Source organism: Mesorhizobium sp. M1066 (assembly GCF_040318635.1).
In the GTDB taxonomy this organism is placed as follows: Bacteria; Pseudomonadota; Alphaproteobacteria; order Rhizobiales; family Rhizobiaceae; genus Mesorhizobium.
This window is the reverse complement of sequence record NZ_JAMYMR010000011.1, coordinates 49,095-62,037: the sequence shown is the minus strand read 5'-3', so window position 1 is coordinate 62,037 and position 12,943 is coordinate 49,095. Positions and strand designations below refer to the sequence as shown.

At 64.4% G+C, this 12,943-nt stretch carries 11 protein-coding genes; 3 read left to right on the top strand and 8 right to left on the bottom strand.

Annotation, left to right across the window (positions count from 1 at the left end; genetic code table 11):
- Positions 1-5: 5 nt before the first annotated feature.
- From NKH52_RS16790 to NKH52_RS16755, 8 genes are all read right to left on the bottom strand, one after another.
- Positions 6-1,175 (bottom strand): substrate-binding protein, encoded by a 1,170-nt coding sequence (locus tag NKH52_RS16790; RefSeq protein WP_023808839.1) that lies wholly within the window; start codon positions 1,173-1,175, stop codon positions 6-8.
- A gap of 42 nt (positions 1,176-1,217) precedes the next feature.
- Positions 1,218-1,919 carry an ABC transporter ATP-binding protein gene (locus tag NKH52_RS16785; protein WP_352731416.1) on the bottom strand — a complete coding sequence of 234 codons (702 nt, stop codon included), beginning with the start codon at positions 1,917-1,919 and terminating at the stop codon, positions 1,218-1,220.
- A 2-nt stretch (positions 1,920-1,921) separates the two neighbouring features.
- Positions 1,922-2,626 (bottom strand): ATP-binding cassette domain-containing protein, encoded by a 705-nt coding sequence (locus NKH52_RS16780; RefSeq protein ID WP_352731413.1) that lies wholly within the window; start codon positions 2,624-2,626, stop codon positions 1,922-1,924.
- Positions 2,623-3,609, bottom strand: a complete 987-nt coding sequence (locus tag NKH52_RS16775; RefSeq protein WP_352731410.1) for a branched-chain amino acid ABC transporter permease — start codon at positions 3,607-3,609, stop codon at positions 2,623-2,625. The genes NKH52_RS16780 and NKH52_RS16775 overlap by 4 nt, the downstream gene beginning before the upstream one ends.
- Positions 3,606-4,523, bottom strand: a complete 918-nt coding sequence (urtB, locus tag NKH52_RS16770; protein WP_352731408.1) for an urea ABC transporter permease subunit UrtB — start codon at positions 4,521-4,523, stop codon at positions 3,606-3,608. Before urtB ends, NKH52_RS16775 begins: the two co-directional genes overlap by 4 nt.
- Positions 4,468-5,589, bottom strand: coding sequence for a histone deacetylase-like amidohydrolase (locus NKH52_RS16765; RefSeq protein ID WP_352731405.1), 1,122 nt, complete (start codon positions 5,587-5,589; stop codon positions 4,468-4,470). The genes urtB and NKH52_RS16765 overlap by 56 nt, the downstream gene beginning before the upstream one ends.
- A gap of 83 nt (positions 5,590-5,672) precedes the next feature.
- On the bottom strand, positions 5,673-8,399 hold the full coding sequence (locus tag NKH52_RS16760; protein WP_352731403.1) for a winged helix-turn-helix domain-containing protein: 2,727 nt from the start codon (positions 8,397-8,399) through the stop codon (positions 5,673-5,675).
- On the bottom strand, positions 8,400-9,098 hold the full coding sequence (locus NKH52_RS16755; RefSeq protein WP_352731400.1) for a GNAT family N-acetyltransferase: 699 nt from the start codon (positions 9,096-9,098) through the stop codon (positions 8,400-8,402).
- A gap of 171 nt (positions 9,099-9,269) precedes the next feature.
- Here NKH52_RS16755 and NKH52_RS16750 point away from each other — a divergent pair, with 171 nt between their 5' ends.
- The 3 genes from NKH52_RS16750 to NKH52_RS16740 are packed head-to-tail and all read left to right on the top strand — an operon-like array spanning position 9,270 to position 12,931.
- Positions 9,270-10,565, top strand: coding sequence for an ArgE/DapE family deacylase (locus NKH52_RS16750; RefSeq protein ID WP_352731398.1), 1,296 nt, complete (start codon positions 9,270-9,272; stop codon positions 10,563-10,565).
- Positions 10,562-11,620, top strand: a complete 1,059-nt coding sequence (locus NKH52_RS16745) for a phosphotransferase (RefSeq protein WP_352731395.1) — start codon at positions 10,562-10,564, stop codon at positions 11,618-11,620. The genes NKH52_RS16750 and NKH52_RS16745 overlap by 4 nt, the downstream gene beginning before the upstream one ends.
- On the top strand, positions 11,621-12,931 hold the full coding sequence (locus tag NKH52_RS16740; RefSeq protein WP_352731393.1) for an aspartate aminotransferase family protein: 1,311 nt from the start codon (positions 11,621-11,623) through the stop codon (positions 12,929-12,931).
- The last annotated feature ends 12 nt before the right edge of the window (positions 12,932-12,943 follow it).

The window sequence follows — 12,943 nt, the reverse complement described above, 5'->3', positions numbered from 1 at the left end:
AGACCCTACACCTTGCAGTAAGGCGTTACCGGCGCGATGGTGCCGAAATCCTTAGCGATCTCGTAGCCGATGCCGTCGGCCGCCGCCTTGCCTACATAGGAATGGCAGAGTGTGTGGTTGTTGGTGGCGTCGACGCGGATCTTGCCTTGCGGTGCGTCGAACTCGATCGACGGCAGCGCGGCCAATACATCGTCGTCCTTCAGCGATCCGGCCTTCTCGGCGGCCAGCGCGTAGAGATGCAGGCCGTTGTAGCCGGCCTCGCCGATGCCGTTGACCATCTTCTCCTGGCCGAATTTCTCACGGAAGCTGGAGATGAACTTTTTGTTGACCGGATTGTCCAGCGCCATCCAGTAGGGTTGCGGCGCATAGGTGCCGGCCGCAACGCCGGGCGGCAGCGCGTCCTTGTTGAAGACCTCGTCGAGCGGGGCGATCAGCGGCTGCTTGATGTCGAAGCTGCGATACTGCTTGAGCTGGGTGACGGCGTCGTTGCCGACCACCATCGACCAGACGACATCGGGCTTCAGCGACTTGATCTTCTGGAAGGCCGGGCCGAAATCCGTGGTCCCGAACGGATAGTAATCGGCGCCGATGATCTTGCCGCCGGCCTTCTCATAGGCCGCCGTGATCGCCTCGGTCATCTTCTGCGGCCAGGCATAGTCCGAAGCCATGACATAGATCGTCTTGCCGAGGTTCTCTGCCACCCATGGCATCATCGGGTCGACCTGCTGCATCGGGATCGGGCCGGTGGCGACGAAGTAGCGGTTGCATTCGCCGCCTTCGAAATTGGTCGGGTAGAAGAACAGCTTCTTGGCCTTCGAGGTGACCGACAGCGTGGCGCTGCGCTCGGGCGAAATGATCGTGCCCATGATCACGTCGACCTTGTCTTCGTTGATGAGCTTGCGCGCCTTGTCGATGGAGCCCTTGGTCGTGGTCTGGTTGTCCTCGATGATGAGTTCGACCTGGCGCCCGCCAATGCCGTTGGCGGCGTTGAGTTCGGCGGCGGCGAGCTTGTAGCAATTGAGCAACGTCTCGCCGAGAATCGCCTGCAGTCCGGTGATCGGGATCGACAGGCCGACCTTGACGGTGTCGGCGGCGCGCAGGATCGACGGCGCGCCGACTATGGCGAAGGCGGCGGCAGCGCCGCCCGATTTCAAGACAGTTCTTCTGCTTATCATTGTTGTGTTCCCTTCCAGTCCCAGGCGCGCCCCATGCACGCCTTACAAAGCCAACAGGTCCTTCAGCAGGGTCTCGTCGGCGAAGGTCTCAGGCGCACCTTCGTGGACGATCCTGCCCTTCTCCATCACCAGGCAGCGGTCCGATGCCTTAAGAACGAGATCGAGATTCTGCTCGACAAGAATGATCGCGATGCCGCGCTCGCGGGCGATGCGCGGCACCAGTTCGGCGATCGACTGCACGATGTTCGGCTGGATGCCTTCCGAGGGCTCGTCGAGCAGCAGCACCGAGGGCAGGCCGCATAGCGCGCGGCCGATCGCCAGCATTTGCTGCTGGCCGCCCGAAAGTGTGCCGGCAACCTGCGCTTCGCGCTCCCGCAGGATTGGAAAATAGCCGAAGATGTCGTCCGGGATGCCACCGTCGCCACGGTCCTTGGCGGCGCGGGTGCCGACTTCCAGGTTTTGCCGCACCGTCAGCTGGTTAAAGATCCCGCGCCCCTGCGGCACATGCGCGATGCCTGCGCGCGCGCGGCGGAAAGCCGGAGCGTTGGTGAGATCCTTGTCTCTAAGAACCACCGCCCCGCCGCTTGCCCGCAAGCCGCCGGAGATGACGCGCAGCAGCGTTGTCTTGCCTGCGCCGTTACGGCCGAGCAAGCCCACGACTTCGCCCGGCGCGACGCTGAGGTTGATGCCGTTCAGCACGGGGAGCAGACCGTAGCCGGCCGACACCGCCATTGTTCGCAGCATGATCAGCGCCTCCCCAGATAGACATCGCGGACCATCTCGTCGGTCTCGATGTCATGGAAAGGACCGCTGCGCAGCCGGCGTCCCTGATGCAGCACCAACGTCTCGCAGTTCAGCGCCCGCACGAAGCGGATGTCGTGCTCGACGGCAACGATCGAGAACTCGCCCTTAAGCCGCAGCAGCATCTGCGCCGTCGCCAGCGTCTCTTGCGGCGTCATGCCGGCGGTCGGCTCGTCTAGCAACAGAAGCCTCGGCTCGATTGCCAGCGCCATGCCGATCTCGAGCCATTGCTTCTGGCCATGCGCCAGTTCGCCGGCGAGCGCTGCCGCACGATTGCTCAGCGCGACCAGTTCCAACAGTTCGCCAACCGGGCGTACAGGCGAGGGCGCCCCCCAGCGGGCGACCTTGAGATTATCCTCCACCGAGAGGCTCGGGAAGACAGAGGGGATCTGGAACTTGCGGGCAATGCCGAGTCGGGCGATGCGGTGCAGCGGCAAGCCGGCTATGTCGTGGCCGAGGAAGCGCACGCTGCCGCTGGTCGGACGCAGCGTGCCGGTCAGCACGTTGAGGAAGGTGCTTTTGCCGGCGCCGTTCGGCCCGATGATGCAGCAGAGTTCCTTGTCTCGTACCGTGAGGTTCAGAGCCTCCAGCGCCTGCAGTCCGCCAAAGCGGATACCGACATTTTCAGCCTGCAGCAGGATGTCGCTCATTGCGCGCGCCTCCCGCCCTTGAACAGGCCTTTCAGCCGCGCGTAGATCGACAGGATGCCATCCGGCAGGACGAAGACGATGATGACGAAGACACAGCCGAGCAGAAGGGGCCACAGGCTCGGGTTGAAGCTGCTGATCGTCTGCTGCGCGCGCTGAATGAAGATGGCGCCCAGTACTGGCCCAAGCAGCGTGCCGCGTCCGCCGACCGCCACCCAGACGATAACTTCCGTCGACAGAAGCAGCCCGGACAGATCGGGTGCCACCAGCCCGGCCATGCAGACATAGAGGGCGCCGGCAAGGCCGGCGATCGCCGCCGACAGGACGAAGGTGACAAGCAGCCGCAACGGTGCATTGTGGCCGAGCGCGGCCGCCCGGATTTCATTGTCCTGGATGGCGGTCAGCACCATGCCCCAGCGGCCACGGCTGATCGACCACAGCGCCAGCACAACCACCGCGACGATGGCCGTGACGAAGATATAACTGGGCAGATCCTGGCTGAGATCGACATGCAGCCCGCCAAGGTCGAACTCGATCGGCGGGATGCCGATCAAGCCGCTGTCGCCGCCGGTGACCGAGCTCCAGGAGACCGCCGCCTGCTGGCAGATGACGCCCATGGCCAGCGTGACGATGGTGAAATAGCTGCCACGGATACCGCCGAAGAACAGGAAGTAGCCGATGATGGCGGCGACGAAGGCCGCACCCGCCACCGCACCCATGATGCCGAGTAAGCTTCCAAAGGGGATGGCATCATTGAGCGTGACCAGCGCCATGATGTAGCCGCCGATGCCGAAAAAGGCGGCGTGGCCGAAACACAGGATTCCGGTGCGGCCCCAGAAGAAGTCGAGGCTCGCCGCGAACAGGCCGAAGATCAGCGCATCGCGGATCACCGTCAGCTGATAGCCGCCGGCAAAGAACGGATAAAGAATCGCAAGCGCCACGCAGACGGCAAAGATCAGCAGCCAGTTGCGATCACGGGCGATCATCGCGACGCTCCGTTGAACAGGCCATTGGGCCGCAGACGGACAGCGACGATGGCAGCCAGCAGCACGATCGCCTGCGCCAGCGACGGCGAAATCTGATAATTGAGGATGCTGGTCAGCCCGCCGACGAAGACGCTGCCGGCGACAAGGCCGCCGATCGAGCCGACGCCACCGACGATGACGACGAAGAAGGCGTTGGCGAGATAGTTCACCCCCATCTGCGGCAGCACGATTGCCAGCGGTGCGACCAGTCCGCCGGCAAGGCCGGCGATTGCCGCGCCGAAGGTGAAGGCGATGGCGTAGGTGCGCCGGGTGTTGATGCCAACGCCCTCGGCCATTTCACGGTTCTGGATGACGGTGCGGATGTCGAGACCGAAGGACGTCCGGCTCATCAGCAGGATGACGCTGAGCAGAGTCAGCATGGCGATGCCGATCAGGATCAACCTATAGGCCGGATAGACGGTGAAGATGAGGTCGAGCGTGCCCTCGATCGGTGGCGTCACCGGCTTGGCGCCGAGGCCAAAGGTCAGTTCCAGCCCTTGCTGCAGGATCAGGCTGACGCCCCAGGTGGCGAGCACGGTCGAGACCGGCCTGGAATAGAGATGGCGGATGATGGCGAATTCGAGGATACAGCCGACCACGGCGCCGGCGATGGACGCCGCGGCGAGCCCAAACCAGAAGGAGCCCCCCATGCTCTGGACGAAATAAACCGCAAAGGCGCCGACGGTGACGAACTCGCCATGCGCCAAATTGGTCACGTTCATCAGCCCGAAACTGATCGCCAGCCCGAGCCCGACCAGCATCAGGATGCTGATCAGCGTCAATGCATTGAGCAGCGTGGTGATGAGAAAATCCATCGCGTCAGGCAGCACTGGCGAGGCGTTGGCGCAGGCCGGCGAGCAGGCCTTCGGCGGCATCGATCGCCGCGGCCTGATGCGGCTGCAGATCCTGCCCCGCCCATTCGTCGATATGCTCCGACAACGGGTCGACCACTTCGGTGCGATGATTGGCAAGCGTCTCGATGACAGCGTGGCCGCAGAACGGCACGTAGCCCTCGGAGTAGCCGCCTTCATGGGTCATCATCAGGCGCCCTTGCGAAGTTTCGGCGGCCAGCGCCACCATGCGCGCGGCGAGGCGCCTGAAGCATTCGCTGTTGAGCATCATGCGGCCGAGCGGATCGAAACCCGAGGCGTCGAACCCGGAGGCGACGATGACGAGGTCTGGCCTGTAGGCGCGCAGCGCTGGCGCGACGACGCGGTCGAAAGTCGCTTCATAGGCGCCGGTCCCGCTGCCGGCCGGCAGCGGGATGTTGATGTTGTAGCCTTCGCCGGCATCTTTGCCGTTGTCGGCCAGCGCACCCCGCCCGCTCGGGTAGAGATTGCCCTGATGCACGGAGATGGTGAGCACCGACGGGTCGGAATAGAACACGGTCTCGGTGCCGTTGCCGTGGTGCACGTCCCAGTCGACCACGGCGGCGCGGCCGAGCAGGCCTTCATGCTGCAGCCGGCGGACAGCGACACCGATGTTGGAGAACAGGCAGTTGCCCATCGCCTGGTCGGGCTCGGCATGGTGTCCCGGTGGCCGCGCCAGCGCATAGGCATTGTCGACGCGCCCTGTCAGCACGGCGCGCATCGCGGCATAGGTGGTGCCGGCCGACAGCAGCGCGATGTCGAAACTGTTGAGGCCGATTGGCGCCTGCGGCCCGGCGAAACCGGAGCCGCGCTCGCTGAGCATCCTGATGTCGTCAACGTGACGTTGCGTGTGGACGCGCAGCAGGTCCTCGACCGAGACCGGTTCGGGGATGATCGGCACCAGATGGCGCGACAGGCCGCTGACCTGGATCAAATTGTTCAGCCGCCGCTTCGAGCCAGGCGATTCCAGATGGCGGCCGGGTTCCACGAAACGGCCGGGCGGCATCATGTCGGCACTGGAGCCGGTGTCATGCCACATCAGCTGTTCGTGAAAAACGTAGCCTGTCGCCATCCGCAGCGTCCTCTGAAAACCAGGTGACGCTAGCAGGCTAACGATCATGCGGCCCGACCCGAAAGGGGGGTCGCGCCTTTTATCTAGACCCCTCCTTTCGGAGGGGTATGGACGCCTGCGGATCCTTGCGCGGCGCGCACGGCCTGGACCCGGTTGGTCACCGCGAGCTTGCCGAAAATGTTCTTCAGATGCCACTTCACCGTGGTTTCGCTCACCGACAGCGCAAGGGCGATATCGCGATTGGACATGCCCTCGGCGAGATAGCGCAGCAGTTCGGCCTCGCGCTGGGTAAGCTGTTCCTTTTCAGCGGCTGGTGCGGCCAGCTTGCGTGTCGCGACAGGCATTGTCTGCGCGGCATCGATGATGCGCGTGGCATAGGCTGACAGCGCGGGATCGGTCTTCGCCTGGGCCGCACGCAGCCGCATCAACCCTTCGCCGACGGACCTCCCCTCGTCGACGAAGGAACGGATGAAGCCGGAGGGTTGGGCGAGGCGCAATGCATCGAGGAGATTGCGGTCTGCCTCGCGTTGGTCGTGGGCAGCGCAGGCCGCCTTGGCGCGCAGGATCAGCGCCAATATATGGCGACGCATGCGCCCGCTGGTTCTCGTGCGCTCCAGAAGCGCGTCGAAAACCCCCGCTGCATCGGCATAGGATTTTTCCGCTGTCAGCAAGCGGCCCTCGGCAAAGAACTCGAACTCGTTTGCGGTGGTGATGACCGTCGAAGTCTCGGTCTCTTCGCCGCGATGCTCGGCCAGCAGCGCGCGCGCCTCGGCATTGCGGTTCTGGTCGAGCAGCACACGTATGCGGTCATGCATGATCATCGATGCCAGGCGGCGATACACCGTGCCGCGCACGCGTTGATAGACGCGCTCCAGCATGTCCAGTGCGGCTTCGGTGCGACCGGTCAGCTGCAGCACACGGGCATAGGTCGGCACGCTGGCAAGGGGATAGACGATGACCGCCGCGCCCTCGATCTGCGGGCCGAGATTCTCGACCAGGGTCAGCGCTTCGCCCGACGCATTGGTCTCGTAGGCAAGTTCGGCAAGCAGCGTTCCGGCCAAGGCCTCGGCATAGGAGTTTGCACCGATCCGCGCCCTGGCCTCGATGATGGCGTTGCGCAGCAGCCGTTCGGCGGCGGGCAAGCGCCCCGCCGAACGCTCGACAACGGCCATGTAGCAATTGGCGATGGTGACGCCGAGCAGGCTGCCGCTTCGCTCATGCGCCCGCCGCGCCGCATCGATTGCGGCGCGCGCACCTTCGAGGTCGCCCAGCGCATAGAGGTTGTAGCCGATGACGTTGGCGGTAGCGCCCTCCATGAACCAGGCATCGGGCGCGATGACGCGCAGGGCCGCAAGTGCTGTGTCGCGCGCCTGATCGAACTGCTCCAGCGTGCTGTGGACGGCAGCGGCGAGAACCACCAGTTCGGCCTCGATTGTTGTGCCGGTCATCGTGCCTGGGTCACTGCCGTCGGCCGGTCCGGTCTCGACCAGCTTGCGCGCATTGCTCAGCGTCTGCTGGGCGATCTCGGGTTGGCTGCTGTGCACCGCCAGCCACAGCACGACCAGTTGCAGCCGGATGCGCTGGTCGATCAGCTTCCTAGGCAGCAGCGCGAGCAGCTGGCGCACGTAGAGAAGCTGGCACTGGGCGATGAGGTCGAGCGCGTTGTTTTCGACGAATACCGCCGCGCGTGCCTGGTCGCCGGCGGCCAGCGCGTGCCCGATCGCCTCGGTCAGCATCTTGCGTTCGCCGAACCATTCGGCGGCCGCCAGATGCAGCGGCGCGATCATCTCCGGTTCGCGCCGTTCCATTTCGCGGCTGAGGAAATCGCGGAACAGATGATGGTAGCGGAACCAGCGTCGCTCTTCATCGAGCGGCACCAGGAACAGGTTGCGCGTCTCGATCTCGGTAATCGCCGCCTCAGCATCCGCCGCGCGCATCACCGCCCGGCAGGCTTCGGCGCTGAAGCGTTCGAAGATCGAACTGTAGAGCAGGAATTTTGCGATTGCCGGCGGCAGCTCCAGAAACACTTCGCCCATCAGGAAGTCGGCGACGTTGCGGTTGGCGCCGGTAAAATTGCCGATGAGGCTTTCGGGTGCGTGTGCGGCACTCAGCGAGAGCGAGGCGAGCTGCAGGCCGGCGGCCCATCCTTCGGTACGCGAGCACAAGGTCTCCACTGTGCCGCTGCTGACGCTCAGGCCCAGCTTCTCGTTGAAGAAAGCCTCGGCCTCGGACGAGGCGAAACGCAGATCGTCGGGGCCGATTTCGAAGATGTCGCCCAGCACCCTGAGCTTGCCGAGTTGCAGATCGGGCAGGCTGCGCGAGCCGATGACGAAGGCGACGTTTGCCGGCGCCTGCCGGGTCAGGCGCTCCATGAACCGCTTCACCGCCGTCGCCTCGACAGCGTGGTAGTCGTCGAAGAACAGCGTGATGTCAGCTTCGCGCGCTGCAAGGCCCGTGACCAGTGCCGCGAGCATGACATCGAGCTGGGGGATCGGGCTGGACTGGAAGGCGAGGTCGAGTTCCGCTGGGCTCTGGACGAGATGGCGGAGCGCGCCCACCAGATGCGACAGGAAGGCGCCCTCGTCATTGTCGGTTGCCTCGCAGGATAGCCATGCGGTCAGCCGACCGTGGCGCGCGACCTCCGTGGCCCATTGCGCCATCGTCGTCGATTTGCCGAAGCCGGCGGGCGCGGCGAACAGCACGATCCGCGTGTCGATATGGCGCTCCAGCGTCGACAGGATGGTCTCGCGGCGCACCCATCGGCGATGGTGCGGCGACGCTTGGCTGACGGATTGCGGAGCTGTTCTCATCTAGGTCCGTGCAACCTGCCGGTTCAGCGGGGAGGGCAAGACTCCCTCGCCATTGCTCCACTCCGTTTCGATCAGCGGAATCTGCGGTGCGGCATCGCGCGGCAAGGTTCCCTTGATCCGGGGATCGTCGATGATCTCAAATCCGGTCGCGAAGGGGACGAACCCGCAGGCACTGTAGAACCCGATGACACTGTGATGATCGAAGCTGCTTGTATGCAGCCAGATGCGGCTCGGGTTGAGACGCCATGCGAGGTCCAGTGCCCCGGCCATCAGCCGCTTGCCGAAACCCTTGCCGGTCAGGGACGGGAACAGGCCAAAATAGGTGATCTCGATCTCGCTGCTGTCGGCGACGAAGAATTCGACCATACCGAGATGCGCGCCGGTCTCGTCATGGCCGTAGTAGAGATGCTGGCGCGGGTCGGCGAAATGCTCGGTGATTTCGGCATCGGACATTTCGGAAACACGGTCCCAAAGCCAGGGCGCGCCGATCTCTAGGAAGATCGCTCGGTAGGAAGCGCAGTCGGGCGTCGTGATCCGTGTCATGGCCAAGGGGCGCGCGAGACCGGGCTGTGGCGCGCGCGCTTCCATCCACGTCACCGCATTGGCAAGCTTGCCCGCCGGCAGGCGATGGTAGCCAATGGCGAGATCGGTGATTTCGGCGGGCATCGTGTCTTCGGTGATCAACGCATTCCTCGTCATGTCTTCCAGAGATAGCAGTATCGGCTTGCTGCATCCGATGCCAACTCCCCAAGACCATGGCAGCATCGAACGGCAAGCTCTGGACTGAAAGTTTGGCGCGCGTATGCCTCTTGCATTTCACAGGAATGGCATATGAGATATGATACACTATCCAGAAGAAAGTGAAATATGATGCCTGAGCGGATTGCGGATGAGGCCATTCTGAGCGCAGTCGATGACGGCTTCGTGCGGCAGGTTGCGTTCCTGCAAGACCTCGTGCGGTTTCCCTCCCAACGTGGCGAGGAACACGCCGCGCAGTCGTTCATGGCGGCTGCCTTTGAGGCTGACGGCTATGCCGTCGACATGTGGCGCGTCGATGTCGATGCGATTCGCGACCTGCCGGGTTTTTCACCCGTGGCAGTTTCTTATGACGACGCCTTCAATGTCGTTGCCACGCATACGCCGCGAAACGCCACCGGCCGCTCGCTGATCCTCAACGGCCATATCGATGTCGTTCCGACCGGACCGCTCGACCGCTGGGTGCGCGATCCCTACGATCCGGTGGTCCAGGACGGCTGGATGCATGGCCGCGGCGCCGGCGACATGAAGGCCGGCCTGTCCGCCTGCCTCTATGCGCTGGCCGCATTGCGCAACCTTGGCTATCAGCCTGCCGCGAACGTGTATCTCCAGTCGGTGGTCGAGGAAGAATGCACCGGCAATGGCGCGCTCGCCTGCCTGCAGCGTGGCTACCGCGCCGACGCCGCTTTCATTCCCGAACCGCTGGAGCCGAGACTGATGCGGGCGCAGGTCGGGCCGATCTGGTTCCGGGTCGAGGTCGACGGCGATCCGCAGCATGCGTCGGGTGCATTTTCGGCCGGGGCCAATGCCATCGAAAAGGCATTTGTCATCATCCAGGCGCTGAAGCAGCTCGAAATCGTCTGGAACGCGCGCAAGGTCGACGACAGGCATTTTCACGATCACCCGCACCCGATCCGCTTCAATCTCGGCAAGATCGAAGGCGGCGAATGGACATCGAGCGTTCCGGCGCGATGTGTCTTCGAGATGCGGGTCGCTACCTATCCCGGCCAGAAGCTCGAGGACGCCAGGGCCGAGCTTGAGGTCTGCATCGCCGATGCGGCGCGCGCCGACCCGTTCCTGGCCAATCGCCCACCGAACCTCACCTACAATGGCTTCATGGCCGAGGGCTATGTGCTGGAGGGCGCCGACGAGATGGAAGCCGTGCTGCGCCGCAGCCACACCGCGGTCTGGGGCGAGCCGCTGACGGAACATGTCACCTCGGCGACGACGGATGCACGCTTCTTCGGCCTCTATGCCGACACGCCGGCGATCGTCTATGGCCCGATCTGCCGCATGCCGCATGGCTATGACGAGGCCGTCGATCTCGACTCGGTGCGCAAGGTCACCCAGACGATCGCGCTGTTCATCGCCGACTGGTGCGGCCTCGAACCTATCGAGGCCAAGCCATGAATGCAGCCGTCCCCGATGCTTTCGGCGAAACGCTCGCCGAGGACGCGCCCCATGTCTCGACGACCGACGCGCTTGCCATCCTGCGCCGGCACTACGGGCTGACCGGCACCGCGCGTCCGCTGCCTGGCGAACGCGACCACAATTTCCACATCCAGGCCGACGGCGAGCGTGAGTTCGTTCTAAAGATCTCCCATCCGGCGGAAGAGGCCGGCTTCACCGATTTCCAGAACAAGGCGCTCGACCACATCGTTGCGGTCGACCCCACCTTGCCGGTTCCTTTAGTGCGCAAAAGCCTTGAAGGCGAAGCGCAGTTCGCGGTCAGCGTCGCTGGCTCGGCGCCACGCATCATCCGGCTGATGACCTATCTGCCTGGCCAGCTGCTGTCGCGCTCGCCGACTTCCGAGGCGCAGGATCGCAATCTCGGCATCTTCCTCGCCCGCCTTGGCCGGGGGTTGCGCGGCTTCTTCCATCCGGCCGCCGGCAGTGACCTGCTTTGGGATATCCGCAAGGTGGCCGAGACGCGGCCGATGATGACGCATATCACCGATCCCGGCCGGCGGGCGATGGTCGAGCGTGCGATCGACTCCTTCGAGCAGCACGCGGCGCCGGTCATCCCGAAACTGCGCGCCCAGATCGTCCACAACGACATGAACTCCTACAATGTGGTGATGGACGCCTCGCGGCCGGAGATCGTCAGCGGCATCCTCGATTTCGGCGACATGATCCATTCGCCGCTGATCTGCGACCTCGCCATCGGCGCCGTCTATCGCTGGCCGGCGGAAGGCCATCCGCTGGCGCCGGCCGCGCGCTTTGTCGCCGGCTATCAGTCCGTGCAGCCGCTCGAGGAGGAAGAGATCAGCATTCTCTTCAATCTGATCCGTGCCCGCCTTGCGCTCATCGTCAACATCGCCAGTTGGCAGGCCGAGCGATTCCCGGCCAAACGCGACTACGTGCTGCGCCTCGCCACCGAGGTCTGGGCTTCGCTTGAAAAGCTTGATGGTCTGTCGTCCACAGATGCCCGCCGCTATTTTCTCGACCATTCCAATCCGGAGTAGATGCTCGTGTCCCAGTCCTCGCCATATCCTTCAAATGCCGACGCGGCTGCATCGGAGCGCGCGCTGCTTGAACGCCGCGCCAGGCTGCTTGGGCCGACCTACCGCGCCTTCTACCGCAACCCCATCCATCTTGTGCGCGGCAGCGGTGTGTGGCTCTACGATGCCCAGGGCCGCAAGTTCCTCGACGCCTACAACAACGTCGCCTCGGTCGGACACTGCCATCCGCGTGTCGTCGAGGCGCTGTCAGCGCAGGCCGCCACGCTCAACACCCACACACGCTATCTCAGCGAGGTCATCCTTGACTACGCGGAGAAACTTCTCGGCACCGTTCCGGCCCATCTCGGCCATGCCATGTTCACCTGCACCGGCAGCGAGGCCAACGACCTCGCCATCCGCATCGCCCTGCATTCCAGCGGCGGCACCGGGGTGATCATCACCGACTTCGCCTATCACGGCGCCACCATCGCGACGGCGCAGCTGTCGCCGGCGGCGGTCGGGGCAAAGGGCGTGCCCGCGCAGCACCGCACCGTGACAGCGCCGGACACGTTCCGCGACCATGGCCGGGCCGCGAATGATTTTGCGAAAAATGTCGCCGCAGCCATTGAGGACATGCGCGCAAGAAATGTCCGGCCGGCGGCACTCCTTCTCGACTCGGCCTTTTCCAGCGACGGCATCTTCTTTCCGGATGCGAGGGTAATGCGCGAGGCGGCCGACCATGTAAAAAAGGCCGGCGGCATCGTCATTGCCGATGAGGTCCAGTCTGGCTTCGGCCGGCTCGGCCAGGGCATGTGGGGCTTCGCCAATTATGGCATCGAGCCGGACATCGTCACGATGGGCAAGCCGATCGGCGACGGGCATCCGATGGGCGCCGTGCTGGTGCGGCCGCAGCTTGTCGCCTCCTTCGGCTCGAACACCGGTTATTTCAACACCTTCGGCGGCAATCCGGTCGCTGCCGCCGTCGGCCTCGCCGTTCTGGAGGTGATCGAAGGCGAAGGACTGATCGAGAATGCGCGCAATGTCGGCGCCTATACGGCTGAGCTGCTGCGCGCCCTGCAGAGCCGGCATGGCGCGGTCGCCGACATCAGGCACAACGGTCTCTATTTCGGCGTCGAGTTGACGGCGGAGGGCGACGAGGCCTTGGCCGCCACCAAGACGTCGGCGGTCGTCGAAGCGATGCGCGAGGACGGCGTGCTGATCTCGTCATGCGGTCCGCGCGGCAATGTGCTGAAGATCAGGCCGCCACTGCCGTTTGCCACGGACAATGCGGAGCAACTGGCCGAGACGCTCGATCGAGCGCTGTCGAACTGGTGAGCGAAGCGGAAC